General features: G+C 39.4%; 16 protein-coding genes. All 16 read right to left on the bottom strand.

Features of this window, described 5'->3' with window-relative positions:
- Nucleotides 1-435 precede the first annotated feature (435 nt).
- The gene (locus BMZ22_RS13160; RefSeq protein ID WP_090086367.1) at nucleotides 436-1,629 is read right to left on the bottom strand and encodes an N-acetylglucosamine-6-phosphate deacetylase; all 1,194 of its coding nucleotides are present in this window, start codon (nucleotides 1,627-1,629) and stop codon (nucleotides 436-438) included.
- Nucleotides 1,630-1,891: 262 nt separating this feature from the next.
- Nucleotides 1,892-2,617, bottom strand: coding sequence for a glucosamine-6-phosphate deaminase (locus BMZ22_RS13155; RefSeq protein ID WP_090086365.1), 726 nt, complete (start codon nucleotides 2,615-2,617; stop codon nucleotides 1,892-1,894).
- Between the two features lie 136 nt (nucleotides 2,618-2,753).
- Nucleotides 2,754-4,034: a TRAP transporter large permease gene (locus tag BMZ22_RS13150; protein WP_090086363.1), complete on the bottom strand. Its 1,281-nt coding sequence runs from the start codon at nucleotides 4,032-4,034 to the stop codon at nucleotides 2,754-2,756.
- Entirely contained in the window at nucleotides 4,035-4,451 is a 417-nt protein-coding gene (locus tag BMZ22_RS13145; RefSeq protein WP_218144060.1) for a TRAP transporter small permease, read from the bottom strand.
- A 158-nt stretch (nucleotides 4,452-4,609) separates the two neighbouring features.
- Nucleotides 4,610-5,602 carry a TRAP transporter substrate-binding protein gene (locus BMZ22_RS13140; RefSeq protein WP_090086359.1) on the bottom strand — a complete coding sequence of 331 codons (993 nt, stop codon included), beginning with the start codon at nucleotides 5,600-5,602 and terminating at the stop codon, nucleotides 4,610-4,612.
- Between the two features lie 118 nt (nucleotides 5,603-5,720).
- Nucleotides 5,721-6,803 (bottom strand): LacI family DNA-binding transcriptional regulator, encoded by a 1,083-nt coding sequence (locus BMZ22_RS13135; RefSeq protein WP_090086357.1) that lies wholly within the window; start codon nucleotides 6,801-6,803, stop codon nucleotides 5,721-5,723.
- A gap of 1,556 nt (nucleotides 6,804-8,359) precedes the next feature.
- Complete coding sequence (gene pruA / locus BMZ22_RS13130) at nucleotides 8,360-9,907, bottom strand: L-glutamate gamma-semialdehyde dehydrogenase (protein WP_090086355.1); 1,548 nt, start codon at nucleotides 9,905-9,907, stop codon at nucleotides 8,360-8,362.
- A 172-nt stretch (nucleotides 9,908-10,079) separates the two neighbouring features.
- A complete protein-coding gene (locus BMZ22_RS13125) occupies nucleotides 10,080-10,397 on the bottom strand; it encodes a hypothetical protein (protein ID WP_090086353.1) in 318 nt (105 codons plus the stop codon).
- Nucleotides 10,398-10,569: 172 nt separating this feature from the next.
- A complete protein-coding gene (locus BMZ22_RS13120; RefSeq protein ID WP_090086351.1) occupies nucleotides 10,570-11,514 on the bottom strand; it encodes a D-ribose ABC transporter substrate-binding protein in 945 nt (314 codons plus the stop codon).
- Between the two features lie 21 nt (nucleotides 11,515-11,535).
- Entirely contained in the window at nucleotides 11,536-12,411 is an 876-nt protein-coding gene (locus BMZ22_RS13115) for an ABC transporter permease subunit (RefSeq protein WP_245745431.1), read from the bottom strand.
- 67 nt (nucleotides 12,412-12,478) lie between these two features.
- Nucleotides 12,479-13,978 carry a sugar ABC transporter ATP-binding protein gene (locus BMZ22_RS13110; RefSeq protein ID WP_090086346.1) on the bottom strand — a complete coding sequence of 500 codons (1,500 nt, stop codon included), beginning with the start codon at nucleotides 13,976-13,978 and terminating at the stop codon, nucleotides 12,479-12,481.
- A 19-nt stretch (nucleotides 13,979-13,997) separates the two neighbouring features.
- Entirely contained in the window at nucleotides 13,998-14,393 is a 396-nt protein-coding gene (rbsD, locus tag BMZ22_RS13105) for a D-ribose pyranase (RefSeq protein ID WP_090086344.1), read from the bottom strand.
- On the bottom strand, nucleotides 14,390-15,286 hold the full coding sequence (gene rbsK, locus BMZ22_RS13100; protein WP_090086342.1) for a ribokinase: 897 nt from the start codon (nucleotides 15,284-15,286) through the stop codon (nucleotides 14,390-14,392). The genes rbsD and rbsK overlap by 4 nt, the downstream gene beginning before the upstream one ends.
- Complete coding sequence (locus BMZ22_RS13095; RefSeq protein ID WP_090086340.1) at nucleotides 15,286-16,275, bottom strand: LacI family DNA-binding transcriptional regulator; 990 nt, start codon at nucleotides 16,273-16,275, stop codon at nucleotides 15,286-15,288. The genes rbsK and BMZ22_RS13095 overlap by 1 nt, the downstream gene beginning before the upstream one ends.
- A gap of 188 nt (nucleotides 16,276-16,463) precedes the next feature.
- Nucleotides 16,464-17,255, bottom strand: a complete 792-nt coding sequence (locus tag BMZ22_RS13090) for an SDR family oxidoreductase (protein WP_090086337.1) — start codon at nucleotides 17,253-17,255, stop codon at nucleotides 16,464-16,466.
- A gap of 147 nt (nucleotides 17,256-17,402) precedes the next feature.
- The gene (locus tag BMZ22_RS13085) at nucleotides 17,403-18,341 is read right to left on the bottom strand and encodes an MBL fold metallo-hydrolase (RefSeq protein WP_090086335.1); all 939 of its coding nucleotides are present in this window, start codon (nucleotides 18,339-18,341) and stop codon (nucleotides 17,403-17,405) included.
- Between the last annotated feature and the right edge of the window lie 180 nt (nucleotides 18,342-18,521).

Genomic DNA, 18,521 nt, shown 5'->3' with positions numbered 1-18,521 from the left:
TAACAAAGATCTTGTTTTAAATCGGATTCCCCCTTTGAGGTTGCATCTGAAATATGTTCAACTTCGTTCCAATATGGAGCACCGTACATTGATCCTGTACAATTATTGTTTTCTTTATCAAAGAGTTACCGCTCACCCCCATCTAACCAGTAGGAGTGGATTGCTTTTGTAACAACTATCCTTTCCTCTGTTCCATAGGTGATATCTTCAGCTCGTCTAGCATGGTTAAAGCCTACATCCAAATGAAACTCTAACGCAGTTTCGAAATATATAGGTACTACTCTGTATTCACCTTGAACTCGGGCCGGTTATCGCGTGAGAATTCTCTTCCTGGGAAGTCAATGCGGCGGCAGCTTAAGAGTTTTTGAAACGATCAACCTTTGAGTTTTTCACACTAATAGTTCTTTTCATTTCAATATATTACATGGAAGGTAACTATGATCCCTCGTAAATTACTTGACCTTTTTTTATAGTTTTCGTAATTTGTATAATTCCATTAACATCTCTAATTTGAATTAAATCTGCGGGACTTCCTTCAGTAACTCCATATTTTTGAGGGAGATTCATTATACTTGCTGGTATTACGGAAGCCTTATCTAACGCTTCAGCAAGACTACAAATATGATTATTTACTAAATGTGATACTCCCTCAATTAAGGACTTTGCTGACCCAGCCAAGATATTAGAATTATCATGCAGATGCAATTTTCTTTCATGTGTTAACCGTACTTTTCCACCTACAAATGTCTCATACTCTCCAGGTTCTAACCCAGCCAATGCCACAGAATCACTGACTAAAAACATTTTCTCCTTTTTTACTTTGTTAAAAATCTTAAGTAAGTTAAGGGGTAAGTGATGTCCATCTGCAACTACAGATGCTGATAATTCCTCTGCGGCTAACTGATCCCATAAATAGTTGTTATGCCTTGGTAGGGTAGTATGTGTTCCGTTCCCAAGGTGTGTTGAAAATAAAGCTCCACTCTGAATTGCTTGATTGATTTGGTTTTCTGACGCACTCGTATGTCCTAGTGCAATTTTAGTACCCGTCTTAGTAACTTCTTTTATAAAATCATTTGAGGTAGACCACTCAGGTGATATAGTTAATATTTTAATAAGATTACCTGAAGTTTCTTGTAATTTTTTAAATTCAATCAGATTAGGTGAACGGACGTAATTAATGTTATGGGCTCCACGAGGCCCGTCTTCTTTAGAAATATAAGGACCTTCTAGATGGAAACCTTGTATTAGATTGCTATTTTCAAACCTCTTACTTAAATACTCATAATTTAATTGAAAAATTTTTTGTAAATTCTCAAACGAATTAGTGATGATTGTTGGGTAAAATGAGGTTAATCCATGTTTTGACAATTCCTTTGTTACAGTTTCCCATTCTATTAATTTTAAGGGGTCGTTATTAAAGTCAATCCCTTTAAATCCATTTATTTGTAGATCTATTAGCCCTGGAGCTATAATATCTAATTCTTTAGTATTCCTATTCGAATATAGCTTCTTTATTTCTTTTATCTTTCCATTTTCAATATACACATTAATTGGTTCATTCGTTTTATAATGTATACCCTCTATTTGATTTGAAATCTCTGACGCCTCCTCTCTTTTTTGTTTGTACACTTAACATTTCCAAACATGTTATATTTCAGAATCCAATTTACATTTTAGTAACACACAGAGGTACGACATACTAACTATAGGGAAAGATACTTTTTTCTTTATCCACTTTAGCAAATGGATTAGAATTCAATTTTATTTTTCTATTAAAGCCATCTTATTAACAGGTGTCAGCTATAGTAGTTAAATACAAGCGTTCCTCTATTTTGTCACCATATTTTTTGATTTCTTCCAATAAATAGCTAATAAAAATTTTGTGCTAATATTATAATAATGAAGAGGAATCTTCATCTAAGAATAAAGACCAATTGTTGTGTCTTTTTAAGATTGTAGCAGGTATTTCATTAGTCAAATCAGATTCCAATGTTCTTTTTACAGCTTTAGCTTTGGATTTATATGGTACACACGAAATTATTTTCTCACTCTGCATTATCTGATAAACCGTCATTGTTATTGCTTCAGTGGGCACATCATTTATAGAGCTAAACCATCCTTCTTTAACTTGCTGTTCCCTAGCAACCTCATCCAGCTTAACTCTTATAAAGGCTTCTTTAGTTTGAAAATCAGCTGGTGGGTCATTGAAAGCTATGTGAGAATTTTCCCCGATACCAACAAGAGCCACATCTACAGGACTTGTGCGAATTTCGTTTGTGAGATTTTTTATTGTTTTCTCTGCATCTTCATCCCCACTTATGTAGTGAGCCTTTTTTAGTTCTAATTTATCAACAAATCTCTCCGCTATATACTTTTGGAAACTAGCAGCATGTTCCCTTGTAAGACCTATATATTCATCTAAATGAAAAACTTCAACGTGTTTCCACTCAACTTTCTGTTTCAATAATTCTTGAAGAGTGGTCAGTTGAGATTTTCCAGTAGCCAATAGTAATCTTGCTTGTCCTTTTTTATTAATAGCATCATTTAAATAATTTGCAGTTAATTCTGCTGCTTTCTTTCCCAATTCTTGAGCATCTTTAGCTTTTATAATATCCATTTTAAAATCCTCCAATATTATATATATTTGATAATGTACTACCTTTTCTTCTTTTGCCCCCCTAATTTTATTTTATGTTAAAACTACTATATAATTTGCAGTAGTAATAATATACGCTTTAGCACATAAACTTATATTAATTTATTACACTGGGCAACCATAAAGATATTTCTGGAATAAACGTAATTATTAATACCGCCATTATCATAACAAAATAAAATGGCAGTAAAGCTTTAATTGATTTTTCAATTGGTAATTCTCCAATAGCACAGCCAACAAACAGCGAAGTGCCTACTGGAGGTGTGCATAATCCTATTCCTAAAGTTAAGACCATAATCACCCCGAAGTGTATCGGATCAATACCTATCTCTGTAGCAACTGGTAACAAGATTGGCGTTACTAATAAAATAAGGACGCCCATATCCATAAACATACCAAGTAAAATCAATAAGAAAAGTATTAAAAGCGTAAGAATTAACGGATTATTAGATATATTTAAGAAAAATGTTGTTACCTGATCCGGGATCCTTAAATACGCCATAACATACCCAAAAGCAGACGAAGTAGCAATTATTGCTACAATCATCCCAACTGTTTTTGAGCAAGAAAATAAGATATTTTTCACTTTCTTTATTGACATATTTTTATATACAAAAACAGTAATAATAAGCGCATAAACTGCAGCCACAGCTGCTGATTCCGTCGCTGTAAAGACCCCGAATATTATACCTCCTATGATTATTAAAGCGGTTACCATCCCAAGAATAGCATCTTTTGCTATTTTTAAGCTTTCTTTTAATGAAAAGCTTTGTCCTTTAGGATACTTTCTAATAACTGCAAGTACATATGTAACAATCAGTAAAGAAATTCCCAAAATAACTCCTGGAAATATCCCAGCTATAAATAAATCACCAATCGATATACCACCAGCAGCTAGTGCAAAATAAATCATATTTTGACTTGGAGGAATAATAACCCCTTGAACAGAGGAAGTAACAGTAACAGCAACGCTATAGTCACTGTCATAGCCTTGCTTTTTCATCGCTGGTATTAGCATTGAGCCTATAGAAGACACATCGGCTACTGAGGAACCTGACACTCCCCCAAAAAACATACTTGATGTAACATTAACCATAGCTGTTCCACCACGTATCTTCCCTACAATAACTTTAGCAAGGTTCATGATTTTGTCACTGATTTCACCATCTGTCATTATTTGAGCAGCGAGGATAAAAAAAGGGACTGCTAAAAATGTAAAATTGTTTATCCCACTAACCATATTTTGAAAAAGTAATAACAGAGGAATATCAAACACTAATGCTGTCAGAACCGACGACATTCCTAAGGCAAATGCTATCGGTACCTTTAGAAACATTAAAATGAATAGCAAGCTAAATAATATTAAAGCTCCTTCCATCTAATCTTCACCACCCACTTCATACTTTAATAATATTTTTAAAATATTATTTACTGAAAATACAACTATTATCAATCCAGAAATAAGTATTGGTAAATTTAATATAACCCTTGGCAAGTGGGAGGCAGGAAAATTCTTACCGATTGAATTGGACACCATCTCAAATCCGAATTTAACCATAAGTATTGAAAAGATAATTAATAATATGCATACAAAAACATCTAGATATTTTTGTATTACTTTGTTAGCCAAAGAGTAAAAATATTCTATCGATATATGACCATTATCTTTGACTAATTTACTAATAGCAAGGTATCCATACCATACAAGAAGGATCATAGTCACTTCCTCAGCCCATATTAAAGGGGAATTAAATACATATCTCAATACTACTTGACTAAATATAATAAACAGCATCAAGAATAGTATAACTCCGAGAAGTAAGTCTAATATATATATAAACTGGTTTAAAGCTTTCTCAAATGTTTTAATTTTATATCACTCCTTAGTTAACTAGAAGTTGTGACTGATTAATTTTATATCAATCACAACTTCTAGTTAACTTTTTACTTCTATTATTCCTCCCTCACTCTTTCTATTAGTTCTTCATATTCTGACATTTCTTCGTAAATAGGGCTTACTGCTTCTTGAAACTCTTCTACATCAACTTCAAATATTTCAGTGCCGGCTTCCTCAACCTCTTTTCTAAACTCTTCTTGGCTTTTATTCATTTCCTCTCTTTCAAATTCTATCGCCTCATCAGCTGCTTCTGAAATCACATTCTGGTGTTTTTCGGATAAACCTTCCCAAGTATCCTTATTCATAATAATCAAAGCTGGTGGGCTTAAATGACCATCAAGCGTATAGTATGGTGCTACTTCATAGTGACCTGAAGTATGATAGCTAACAAAGTCATTTTCTGCTCCGTCTATTACTCCAGTTTGTAGTGATGAGAAAACCTCTCCATAATCCATTGGGGTTGGAACAGCTCCCAGTAATTCCACCATTTGTACCGATATATCTGAGGGTTGCACTCTAATCTTCATTCCTTCCATATCCTCTACTGATTTTATGGGTTTCTCAGTAGTATAGAAATTCCTACTCCCAGCTTCTAAATACCCAAAGTTTATTAAATCATGGTCTTTGAATTTTTCTGAAACTTCCTTTCCTATTTCCCCGTCAAGGACTCGATATTTATGTTCTTGATCAGTAAATATATATGGAAGCGTAAATACACTTAACTCTCCTACAACCTGACTTACTGGAACTGAGTTTACTCTTGCCATATCTAATTCTCCTGATTGGACCTGGTCAATATTTTCAGTTTCCTCTCCTAGTTGGGCATTTGGATAAACTTCAATCTTTACCTCGCCGTCAGATTTTTGTTCAGCTATATCCGAAAACTCTTTCATTGCAATGGTAACCGGATTATTTTCAGGTTGATTCTCTGCGAGCCTTAACACTACTTCTTCTGGCTCTCCCGACTCTTCTCCACTTCCAGATTGGGAGCAGCCCCCGATAATTACTGCAATAAAAACAATAAACATAAGTGGTAAGAACTTTTTCATAATATAATCTCCCTTCGTTTTAAAGCTGATTATTTAACAAACTGCGGTTAACTAGATCCCCCTTTCTAGTAAACGTTTACTTTTGATTTTAAAAATATAAGAAGTTTTTTTGACCTTCCTATAGTTCTAACTGGTAATTTGTACTTTTTCTAGCTGCGCTTTTTAATATTTTAGTAGAGCTTCTTTGAACTAAATAAGGCTCTAATAATTTAGAAACGGGTATTGATTCCTCTTCTTTGATTATGTGGATTAATGTTTGAGCAGCTAATTCTCCCATTTGAAAAGTTTTTTGGTCTATTGTGGACAAAGAAGGAGTGATCATTTCACAAATATCGATATTATCAAAGCCCATTACCGATATATCATCTGGTACTTTAATATTGTTTTCCATCAAGTTTTGCATAACTCCGATGGCAGTCATATCGTTAATACAAAATATGGCACTTGGCAAACCATTTTCAGCCTTTTTGTCTAATAAACTCGCAATAATTTTTCGACCGTTATTATATTCAAATACTGTATCAGTAATCTTTTTTTCATCTAGACCAATTTTTATAAAATTATCATTTGGAGTTATATTATATTCTTTTAAACACTCCATAAAACCGCTAAACACTTTATTTCTGCTATGTCTATTTAATGGAGCACTGATAAAACCAATGTCATTATGTCCGTTATTAATTAAATGTTTTGCCGCGAGATAGCCTCCTCTGTAATAATTAAAGTTTACTTTGGTACATTCCAAGTCAATATCTTGTTCAAATGCTACTATATCAATTCCAATTTTTTTCATATATTCTAAGTAATCTGTATTTTCTCCAATTGAAGATATTATCACCCCATTTACTTGCTTTTGGCAAAGGTACTCTAAATATTTCTTTTCTAAATCAGAATCCTCGTTAGTATTGCACAGAAGTATATACTTGTTCCATCTGCTTGCCACATATTCAATTCCTGAAATTAATTTAGCATAATAAGGATTTGATATACTTGGAATTATAACCCCTATTTCATTACTCTCGTTTGTTTTAAGTTGTTTTCCTGCAAGATTAGGAACATATTTTAACTCTGTTGCAGAATTCAATACTTTTTTTCTTAGGCTTTCTGAAACGGGATAGTTACTATTGTTTAAAACTCTTGAAACAGTTGCTGTAGAGGTGTTAGCAAGCTTAGCAATGTCGCTAATAGTTTTTCTTTTCAAATAAATTCACCTTCATTTTATTCTTTAGAAAACGTTTACATATAACATACTACAAATTTTTCTAATTGTAAAGTTTATTTAGAAAAAAAATTCTTTTCGAAAACCTACTAATATATTAATTTGTGTACCAGTGAATTAATATTTTAACTAGAAAGGATTAGAGAGTTGGCGTTATAAGCAAAATTCAAGAAAATTAATAACTTATTGCTAAAAAACAGGTTTTATAATATCTAGAGGCGTATACTGAATTAAAACCCCAAAATATCCGGAAGTGTAAACTTTATGAAAAGTTTTAAAGTGAAGTATTAATATATTCTCATCGCACTTTGTTTGTTATATCGAACAACTAGAAGGTTTTGAATTTACATGCCCTAACTGGGAAAACCAGGGTATAAAATTCAATATTCAAGACCAAAATCGCACATTGTGACATCTTGATTTTTAGCGATAACAAACTTTACTTCATGCCAGAATATCTCGTGTAAAATATAAATCTTGCGGTAAACACGTACTCATGGTGCAGCCAAATCATACATACCTAGTAAATGTATAGACAATGTCGCAAATCGGGTGAATACGCCTTTTTGGAAAACATTGGGATATTTAATACCTCGGGAAGAACTTGAGCGTGTAGAAGCGGCTTACAGAAGGCCAACCCTTCTTTTGTTTTCACTCCCGTAGTACATTATGCGAAGTCAGGCAATGCTTGAATCCAATAATAATTTTGTTGACTTTTGACGTCTTGGTTCCGGCTCCTCTCCATAATCGATTTGCCCACTTTCTTTCCAGGCATCATACCGTGTTTACCATTATTCTTTTTCTTTTTGGATCATCGAAAAAATCTCTTAGATGAATCTCTAAGACGATTATCACATCAATGAGTTACGGTTAATACGCATATTTTATTCGACGCTTACTCCTATCTTGTAAAGAGGAAGCTATTGACCACTTTTAAATTTGTTCTATGGATGTTTTCATTTAATTACAATATTAAATATAACAATTTTTGGGAATGCTTACTGTTTGACATTGTAAATAGATTAAAAAATGGCAAGTCCCCCAACCACGCTGTGTTAAGCGTATGTAGCACAGCCAACCAGTGTGGGAGGTTGCTCAAGACTTCAGGCACAGACATCTCGTGTGCTGCCAAAAGTGCTCTTAGCCAAGCGATCAATATGTTGTAAACAGTGGTAACATTTAGAAGCTTATTTAAAAGGACGGCCGCTTGGAAATTGAGATCAACCGTGCAGAGCATGGTCCGTCAAGTTTTTTGCTATGGAGGAAAAATTGGACTTTCACCTTTACCGCTAGGGGAGCAAAATCCAATGCCATTATCTAGAGTTTTGTAGAGACACCCAAGGAAGATGGATTGCACAGATCAAATTATCTCAGTTACATTATTTAAAAAAATACAAATATTTATGCGCTAGAAAAAACGACATCAAATCAACTCCTGCTATGGGCACCAACAGTCTCGCTACCGAAATGTTCAACACAAAAAATGAGCGGCAGTTCCAAAAACCGCCGCTCATTTTATAATTTTAGCTTTTGTTTACTTACCACGATTCCGTCACAGTTTTTGGTGCCAGGAAGTTCAAGAGGTAATCCGGTCCGCCGGCTTTGGCGTCTGTTCCGGACATTTTGAATCCTCCAAATGGCTGATAGCCGACGATTGAGCCTGTGCAGCCACGGTTGAAATACAGATTTCCAACTTCGAATTCATAACGGGCACGGTTCAAATGGGCACGGTTATTGGATATAACGGCTCCGGTCAGTGCGTAGTCCGTATTGTTGGCGAGCTCAAGAAGTTCATCAAAATCCTTAGCTTTGGCAAAACCAACAACCGGTCCAAAGATTTCTTCCTGCATAATCCGTCCCTCCGGATCCATGTCCTTAAAGATGGTTGGCGATACATGGTACCCTTTGGAATCATCCGTTTCCCCGCCGTACGCGAGTTCACCTTCCTGTTTTCCGATTTCAATGTATTCTTTGATTTTATCAAATTGTTTTTGATTCACGACGGCACCCATCGGCACATCTTCCTCGCCGGGGTTGCCGGTTGTATAGGCTTTCGCTTTTTCAATTGCTTTTTCCAGAACTTCATCATAAACGTCCTGATGCACAATTGCCCGTGAGCATGCTGAACATTTTTGACCCTGGAAACCAAATGCTGAATCAACAATCGATTTCGCAGCAAGGTCAAGATCTGCATCGTTATCAACGATAATGGTGTCCTTACCGCCCATTTCAGCAACTACACGTTTCAAATGCTTCTGGCCTTCCTGAACAACCGACGCCCGGTTGTAAATGCGTTTACCAGTTTGAACTGATCCCGTAAAGTTAACGAAATGGGTATCTTTATGATCAACGAGGTAGTCACCAATTTCAGCAGGATCACCAGGCACAAAATTAAGAACCCCTTTTGGCAGACCAGCTTCTTCTAAAATCTCAACTAACTTATAAGCAACTACCGGCGTGTTTTCAGACGGTTTCATTAATACCGGATTCCCGGCTACGATTGGACCAACAGTTGTGCCGGTCACAATTGCAAAAGCAAAGTTCCATGGTGGTATGGTGACACCAGGGCCCAGCGGTTGATAGAAGAACGTATTATTTTCGCCTGGACGGTCATTAATTTCCCGACCCTGTCCAAGGCGGAGCATTTGACGGCCATAGTACTCCATAAAATCAATGGCTTCTGCGGTGTCTGCATCAGACTGTCCCCAGGGCTTATTCGCTTCATACGACATCCATGCCGAAATTTCATGCTTACGACGGCGTGTAATAGCTGCCGCTTTGAAGAGCACCTCCGCACGTTCTTCTGCCGTCCATTTTTTCCATTCTTTAAAGGCTTTTTTAGCTTCTTCCATGGCCTTGTCAATGTGTTCGGTCGCAGCCATGGATGATCTGCCGATAACTTGCGATTTATTAGCAGGATTTATTGAATCAAACTTATTATCCGTATAAACTTTTTCACCGCCGATAACCAGCGGATAGTCTTGTCCCAATTCACTTTCTACTTTTTTGAGAGCGGATTCATAATCAGCCCTGTTTTGCTTATCTGTAAAATCTGTAAATGGCTCATGCTTATAAGGTAGTACCAAAATATAACCTCCTCGTGGTAATTTGGTTCAATCCAATACTAGTTTACTATAAAGTCTTATGAAAACGCAATCATGCATAGAGAAGGGTTAGAAGGCACATAAGAAAAGCGTCATCCGGCTGGCAGACTGAAAGTACAGCCTGCAAACAACCTGCACCTGTACGTCCGCCATTTCAGTAGTGATCACTATGTTTTTCACTATGAAGTGTTTCTTCAAATGTAATTTTTGAATCAGTATGATCATGCCGACTGCAATAATATACAACCGTTTTGACTTTATGGGATATCTGGCATGTGCGGCGTTTTTCAATGAAATTTTTCCAATATGTAAACGTGTGCGTTCCGGCTTCAACCGTTTCATAATGGGTGCTGTACACTTCCCAATTATGCTGCTTTGGTTCTTCTTCAATCGGCTCAGCTTCTGCTTTGGCCAGACCAGGCGTCAGGAAAATCATAACACAAAATAAAATTGTCAAAATTAGAGGTTTCATTTATATCACCACATGTATGATTTTTGAGTCGTTTGTCACCTGTAGGCTCCCCCTAAGTTCCCTAAACCATACATGTTTCAGACAATAACTGTCGACACTTCAGAAGAATTCCTGAAGAAGTAAAAAACATAACAAAGGCCACCTCATTGATATGAAGTGACCTTATTAATTGTTATTCAGTAACCAGTTCTAATTCTACCGGAATAAATTCATCCAATGACTCATCATTTACGACAGACCCAACAGCATCAATTGCATTTTCACCAATCAGCACAGGCTGTTGCGCAATTGTTGCATCCATGGTCCCTTCTTCAACAGCTGCAACAGCATCGTCTGTTGCATCAAAACCGACAACTGTTACATCATCAAGCATGCCATTCGATTCAAGTGCCTCAACTGCACCAAGCGCCATTTCATCATTGTGGGCAAAAACAGCATCGACCTCCTCTGTACTTTGAAGGATATTTTCCATCACATTCAGACCTTCAGAACGGTTAAAGTTGGCGGATTGCTGGGCAACAACTTCAAGATCATCCATTTCATCTACAACATTATGGAAACCTTCTCCCCGTTCATTCGTAGCCGAAGCGCCGGGCACACCCTGCAATTCAACCATTTTACCGCTCTCGTCTAATTCTTCCGCAATATATTCACCAGCCATTTCGCCACCTGCCACGTTATCGGAAGCAATATGGGTAACGACTTCGCCGCCATCTGCACTCCGGTCAACCGTGATAACCGGTACATCTTGTGAATTGGCAGATTCAACAGCCGTAACAACAGCCTCCGAATCAACAGGGTTTACAAGCAGAACATCAATATTTTGCTGCAGTAAATCTTCAATGTCACTTAATTGTGATGATGCATCGTCCTGGGCATCTGTTACAACAATCTCATACCCCGCTTCTTCTGCTGCAGACTCTGCACCATCACGTAACGTAACAAAAAAGGGATTGTTCAGTGTCGAAATGGAAAGCCCGACTTTTACCGAGTCATCCGATTCGCCTTCAGATGATGAATCCTTCCCGTCATCTGAACCAGGACTTTCAGTAGAACAAGCACTGACAACCAACAGTAATACCGCCAAAATCCCCATTCGCTTCAACCATTTAGTCATAAAAATTCCTCCTTAAAATAATTAGTTAGATTTTCTATCCAATAATACAGCAAGCAGTATGACGCCACCTTTTACAATCTGCTGATAGAATGATGAGACATTCATCAGATTCAGGCCATTATCGATAACACCTATAATCAGGGCACCGATCAATGTGCCAGTAATCCGCCCGCGTCCTCCCATCAGGCTGGTACCACCAATAACGACTGCTGCAATTGCATCTAATTCAAACATTTCCCCGGCAGTAGGCTGGGCCGAGTTAAGCCGGCTTGTCAAAATAATCCCGGCCAAAACAGATAGCATCCCGGTCAGGGAATAAACGCCTATTTTCACACGATCAGCCTTTATACCAGACAGAATTGAAGCTTCTTCATTTCCGCCTACCGCGTACACCTGACGGCCAAACACGGTTTTTTTGAGAACAAAGTAAAGAATTACAAAAACAGCAAGCATCAGAATCACCGGGAACGGCACACCAAAAACATAGCCGCGGCCAATCATTTCAAACGCAAAACTGTCTGATAAACCTGTGATCGGCCGGCCGTCTGTATAAACAAGTGTTGCCCCGCGGTAAATGGTCATGGTAGCAAGCGTCGCAATAAACGGCGCAACTTTTCCTTTCGTGATGATCAGGCCGTTTACAGCGCCTAATCCTAATCCAATTATAAGCCCCAACAGAACAGCTAGAACGGGATCCATACCACCTGCCAGAAGACCTGCCGTTAACGCACTTCCCAATGCCAGCAGAGACCCAACGGATAAATCGATACCTGCAGTCAGGATCACAAACGTCATACCAAATGCTATCAGGGCATTAACGGAGATTTGCCGCAGCAGATTAAAAATATTATCCAATGTAAAAAAGCTATCACTCATAAAACCAAGAAAAATCACCATGATAATGAGACCAATCAATGGACCTAATTTAGAAAAATCTTTAAAAAGCGATTCCTTCCATTTCAACTTACTCACCCCCTGCAGCAGCAGTCATAATTTTCTCCTGATCCGCTTCTTCACGATCGATGATTTTTGCTATTTTTCCTTCATGAATGACCATGATCCGATCACTGACACCCAATATCTCCGGCAGTTCTGATGAAACCATGATGACTGCTACACCACTTTTGGTCAGCTCATTCATGATTGTATAAATTTCCTTTTTGGCACCAACATCAACACCCCTTGTTGGCTCATCCAAAATAAGCAGTTTTGGCTTTATGCCGAGCCATTTAGCGATCACGACTTTTTGCTGGTTACCACCGCTCAACGCCTTGGTTTCCTGTTCTGCACCGGTAGCCTTAACAGTTAACCGATCCATTAGCTCGGCAACCAATTGGTGTTCTCTATTTGCTGAAATGACGCCATTACTGGAAATGGACTTCAAATTCGTCAGCGAGATATTATCCCCTATGGAGAAATCAGTTAGCAATCCTTTTGATTTCCGGTCTTCCGTAATAAAGCCGATCCCAGCTTTAATGGCATCTGAAGGGTGTTTGATGCTTAGCTCCTGACCGTCCAAGTATATACTGCCGTTTTGTTTTTCGGTGTAGCCAAAAATCGTTTCCATAATTTCAGAGCGCCCTGCCCCCATTAACCCGGCAACTCCCAGAATCTCCCCTTTTTTTACCGAAAAGCTGATATCCTCAAACAAGCCTTTTCTAGTCAGGTTCCTCGCTTCAAATATCACATCACCGGGACGATGATCGCGCTGGGGAAATCGATTGCCAAGTTCACGGCCCACCATCATTTTGACAATGGCATCAAAGTCAACATCCTGAATGTTCTCTGTCCCGACATATTCGCCATCCCGCAAAACAGTAATACGGTCACAAATCCTGAAAATCTCCTCCATCCGGTGTGAAATATAAATGACTGCAACACCTTGTTTCCGTAACGACTCCACAACATCAAAGAGATTGTCAATTTCCCGATCTGTCAGCGCAGCAGTTGGTTCATCCATTACAATCAGCTCAGCATTCGTTGATATGGCACGGGCAATTTCAACCATCTGCTGCTTGCCGACTGATAAATCACCTGCTATATCACCCGGGTCAATGTTTGAAACCCCTAATTTTCGCAGGTTTTCTTCACATTGTATTTTCATCGCCTTTGTATTGAGGATGCCGGTTTTGCCATACGTCATATTTTTACCTAGAAACATGTTTTCGGTAACCGTGAGATGCGGAATGATATTCAATTCCTGGTGAATCACCATAATTCCTTTCTGCTCCGCCTGTTTCGGATGAGAAAAATGAACTTCCTGTCCATTAATCCTGATCATGCCATCGTCCCGTTTATGAATTCCGGTCAGTATTTTTATCAGCGTCGATTTACCAGCACCGTTTTCCCCAACGAGCGCATGCACTTCGCCTTTATCGATCGAAAAGTCCACCTCTTTTAACACGCGGTTGCCTGAAAAAGATTTACTTATCCCGTTCATTTCTACAAAAGGTGTAGTCACCATGATTTCACCCCGTCTTTCATTAGAAAATGACACCTGACTTTAAAATCACATTGGCAAACGGTGTCGCTTCGCCAGTACGGATAACAGCTTTGGCATGATTTGTTTCCTGCTTCAAATTTTCATGTGCAATATACTGGAGGGGAATATCGGCATAATCCTTTGTCACTTGCGTATGAAGTACGGGATTTGACGTCTTCACCTCTTCTGCAAGCGTCATTTCTTCAATCACCATATCCTCTGCGACAGCCTCAAGGACCGTTCGAAAATCCGGGGTACCTAGTTTCACTGATAGATCAATCGCAGCGGTGTTATCCGGAATCGGCAGCCCGCAATCTGCAATGATGAGTGTATCGGTATGCCCCATCCCAGCTAAAACCGACGCAATTTCGCGATTTAGAATTCCTGTTTTCTTCATTCGGACATGTTCCTTTCATGCAAAAATCCCTGGATGTCTTCTTTTACCGGCATTCCAGCCTGTGCGCCAGTTTTGGAAACAGAAATCGCAGCTGCAGCATTTGCTGCGGTTACCGCATCCGCCAGTTCTGTACCACCGGCCAACTCTGCCGCCAAGGCACCATTAAACGTATCCCCGGCGCCAGTTGTATCAATCACCTGGACACTGTGACCGCTAATTTCCCGTTCAATACCATGTTCAGCGAAGGACACACCTTTATCACCGCGTGTAACAATTAATTTATCCTTAATGGACGTGAACAATGGCGACGCTTTCATTGAGGCCAGTTCAATTTCATTTGGCGTCAAGTATGCCGCAGCTTTAAGGATTTCTTCCGGAAGCGGCTGATAAGGAGCAGGATTTAGAATAACCGGTACATTATTGGCCTTGGCGATCTCCATTGTTGCAACAATAGTCTCCAACGGCACTTCAAGCTGCAGTAATACCAAGTCACTTGTAATTATCAGGTTGCGATGCTTTCTGACATGGTCCGGTGTTACAGACTGGTTTGCGCCTGATGCAACAATTATCCGATTGTCATTTTCGGATAGAATGATGGTCGCCGTTCCGGTGGATGCATCACGCACAATTTCAATCCCTTCCGTCCGGATGTTCTCGTTTGTAAAATTTGTAAGAAGTGTTTTACCGAATGGATCATCACCGACAGCACCAATAAACTTCACGTTCGCTCCCATGCGAGCGGCAGCAACAGCTTGATTAGCTCCCTTGCCCCCCGGATTGGTAAAAAAATCCTGACCCAGAACAGTTTCGCCCTGCATCGGCATCTTATCGGTTGTTACTGTCAGATCCATATTAATACTTCCAACAATACAAACATTTGGCTGAGTACTCATCAAAACCCTCCCTTCATTGTTGATTGTCGCTCAATAAGTTTGACGGAATACTCTTTTGCTGTCACGTGATGTTCAAGCGACTGGATATGCGTCATAAGTATTTCGGCAGCCTTTGCACCAATTTCATAAATCGGCTGTGCCATTGTTGTCAGCGTAGGTGTTAATGTCTCCCCAATCGCAATACCGTCAAAGCCTGCCACTGCCAAATCACCAGGTACGTTCTTTCCCAGTGACGCTGCTGCATTTAATACACCGGCACCCATCAAGTCATTCCCAGCAAAGATACCATCGACTTCCGGTAATTCACTTAACAATGCCATGGCAGCTTCCCGTGCTGCGTCAAAATTATATTTCCCAGACACCACATAGCTGCTGTTAAACCAGGCCTCTTCCTTTACTTCATCAAGATAGCCCCGCATACGGTATATAGCGTTGTCTACGTGTTCCGGACCGGCAACATGTGCAATCCTTTGGCATCCAATTGATTTCAAATATTGAACCACCTGCCTGCTGCCGCTTCGGTTATTAACCGTTACAGATGAAATATCAGAACTTATGATTCGGTCAAGCGCCACAATTGGTACTTGAATATGCTGCAGATGCTCCTTTTTAATTGTACTGGAAACGATAATAAAGCCATCAACCGACTTTTGCTGCAGCGCATTCAAATAATCCATTTGTTTTTCAATATCGTTATCTGTATTGCAAAGGACAAATGTGTAATCGTACTGATTCGTGACATCCTCGACAGCACGAGCAAGCTCCGGAAAAAAGGGGTTTGTAATGTCCGGTACGAACAGCGCGATCATTTTTGACCGGCCCTTAAACAGACTTCGTGCCACGTCATTGGGCAGGTAATTTAATTGTTGAATGGCATCTTTAACCCGCTTTTTTGTTTCATCATTGACATATCCATTACTGTTAATCACTCTGGAAACTGTTGCTGTTGAAACGTTTGCGAGTTTAGCCACATCACGAATAGTTGCCATATAATAAGCCCTCTCATCATTGTTCAGCTTTTCAAATATGTAACGGGTTACATTTCATCGCAAAAATTTTTAATGTTATGTAACCCGTTACACAATATGATAAAACGCTTACAATTATTTGTCAATGGTTATTTAAAATTTCGGAATAAAGAGGGGAAAGAAATTAACCTCACCCCCTTTTATCTTTTCTACAACGCCTTCACCATTCCGCCATCAATCAAGAACGATTGACCTGTCACATAAGTATTTGCCTGGGAACAAAGGAAAACGGCAATTTTGGCAAATTCTTCAGGCGATCCGTAACGGCCCAATGGAATTTTGTTTTTCGCCTCTTCTCTCACGTCTTCGATCGGTATACCTAGTTTCTCAGCATTCACACTATCAAGATGATCAACACGATCCGTGCCAATCCGCCCCGGTCCAATTGTGTTTATCAGGATATTATCCGGTGCCAGCTCCTGTGATAAACTTTTGGCAAGTCCGATAATCCCGGCCCTGAATGTGTTGGATAAAATCAGCCCGTCTATCGGTTCCTTGATCGATGAGGAAGAAAAATTGAGAATGTGGCCGCCGCCTTGCTTTCTCATATGGGGCAACACTTCCCTGATAGCCCGAGTGAAACTTAACAGGTTTAGTTCAAAAGCATGTTGCCATGCATCATCATCAATATCGTCAAATGAACCGGCCGGTGGTCCGCCCGCATTATTAACCAGTATGTCGATCGGCCCGTGTGCGCTTACTGCTTTTGTGATTAACTGCTTGATTGAACCAGCATCTTTAATGTCACAAACACTGAAAGCCACATTTGGATTACCAGTCTCTTCACGTATTTCCGCAGCCGTTTTTTCCAGCGCATCTTCATCACGACTGGCCAAAAACACCCGGGCGCCTTCCGAAGCGAACTGACGGGCAGTTGCTTTTCCGAGTCCTTTACTGGAAGCCAGCACAACAACCGATTTATCGTTCAAATTCAAATCCACATTAAAACCCCCGATTAAAATCAATAAAAAATTTAATACTTGCACATTGCTGCATTATGTAATCAAGCCAACAATCCCGTCGCCTATTATGATAGAGTCATGCATTGACCGCAACTGTTTCAATAGACTTTTCATATCCCACACTTCTCACAACTGGTACCAATACTTACCGGCATTTAACGCTCTTTTACACGCTTTCCGGTAGCGCAAATACTCGAGATGAGCCAACGTTTCACCAACCGCAAACCGCATTTCATGAACAGTGAGCTCTTTTTTGAACAACTGCTGACAGACCTGATAAACGGTGCCGCCATTGCCAAGTGCCTCTAATGTCTCATCCAATCGATCAGCGTGGTGTGCCTTAATTTCATTAATTCTGTCATTTGCTCCATGAAATGGGTCCCCATGTGATGGTATGACAAACGCAGCATCAAGCTGTTTAATTCTATCCAGCGAGTCCAGATAGCTCCCTAAAGGATTCGGATCACCGTGAAACCAGTATGATATATTAGGTGTAATCTTTGGCAAAATATGATCCGTTGACAGAAGTGTATTTTTATCCCGATTGTAAAAGGTAACTAAACCGTCAGAATGTCCCGGCGTTGCAATGACTTCATAATCAAATGCCCCGATACGAACCGTTTCACCGTCCTTAAAATAGTGATCAACTTTTGGAAAAGGCGTCACAATCGGTACAAACGCTTTCGTATTTGAGAGCATCTTTTCGGCCTCGTCTTCAGGAATTCCCGCCAATTCATAGTTAGTTTCCAGCTCATTTAGAAAATGCTGATCCCATGCATTTTCAGCTGCTTTATAATCAGTTTCTGTCATGTAAACACTGCTGTCTAGCTTTGCCTGAAGACCGCCGGCATAGCCAAAGTGATCGGGATGATAATGGGTGATGATAATACGGTTCACGTCTTTTCCGCTCAGCTCTTCATCCCACCGTTTAATTGTTTCTTCATTATGCAAGCCGGCATCGATAACCGTCCATCCGTTCGCTCCCTCTGCCAAGAAGCAGTTTACATGGTCAAGCCGAAACGGAAGATCAAGCGTCACGCGTTTAAGTCCCAGCTGGTCCAGCATTAAACGTCCCCCTGCTTATTCTAATTATCTATACATTTTTCTTCCATGATATAGTAGTTTAATTGTAGCACAGATTCAGTTACTTGTCTGAAAATTGCAACCAACACCATTAAAACACGTTACGACACCTTTTATCACTCCCAGCGTTATTCTGACAATATTCCCCGGGCAATAACAGAC

The sequence above is a fragment of the Lentibacillus persicus genome (assembly GCF_900112705.1).
GTDB lineage: Bacteria > Bacillota > Bacilli > Bacillales > Amphibacillaceae > Lentibacillus > Lentibacillus persicus.
The sequence above is the reverse complement of the archived record's forward strand: the minus strand, read 5'-3'. Positions and strand labels throughout refer to the sequence as shown.

Coding starts and splice junctions, on each gene's coding strand:
- BMZ22_RS13155 (WP_090086365.1), bottom strand. CDS start 2,617: ATGGATATTATAAAAGCTAAAGATGCTCAAGAATTGGGAAAGAAAGCA.
- BMZ22_RS13150 (WP_090086363.1), bottom strand. CDS start 4,034: ATGGAAGGAGCTTTAATATTATTTAGCTTGCTATTCATTTTAATGTTT.
- BMZ22_RS13145 (WP_218144060.1), bottom strand. CDS start 4,451: ATGCTGTTTATTATATTTAGTCAAGTAGTATTGAGATATGTATTTAAT.
- BMZ22_RS13140 (WP_090086359.1), bottom strand. CDS start 5,602: ATGAAAAAGTTCTTACCACTTATGTTTATTGTTTTTATTGCAGTAATT.
- BMZ22_RS13125 (WP_090086353.1), bottom strand. CDS start 10,397: ATGAAACCTCTAATTTTGACAATTTTATTTTGTGTTATGATTTTCCTG.
- BMZ22_RS13120 (WP_090086351.1), bottom strand. CDS start 11,514: ATGACTAAATGGTTGAAGCGAATGGGGATTTTGGCGGTATTACTGTTG.
- BMZ22_RS13115 (WP_245745431.1), bottom strand. CDS start 12,411: ATGGTGATTTTTCTTGGTTTTATGAGTGATAGCTTTTTTACATTGGAT.
- BMZ22_RS13110 (WP_090086346.1), bottom strand. CDS start 13,978: ATGGTGACTACACCTTTTGTAGAAATGAACGGGATAAGTAAATCTTTT.
- rbsD (WP_090086344.1), bottom strand. CDS start 14,393: ATGAAGAAAACAGGAATTCTAAATCGCGAAATTGCGTCGGTTTTAGCT.
- rbsK (WP_090086342.1), bottom strand. CDS start 15,286: ATGAGTACTCAGCCAAATGTTTGTATTGTTGGAAGTATTAATATGGAT.
- BMZ22_RS13095 (WP_090086340.1), bottom strand. CDS start 16,275: ATGGCAACTATTCGTGATGTGGCTAAACTCGCAAACGTTTCAACAGCA.
- BMZ22_RS13085 (WP_090086335.1), bottom strand. CDS start 18,341: ATGCTGGACCAGCTGGGACTTAAACGCGTGACGCTTGATCTTCCGTTT.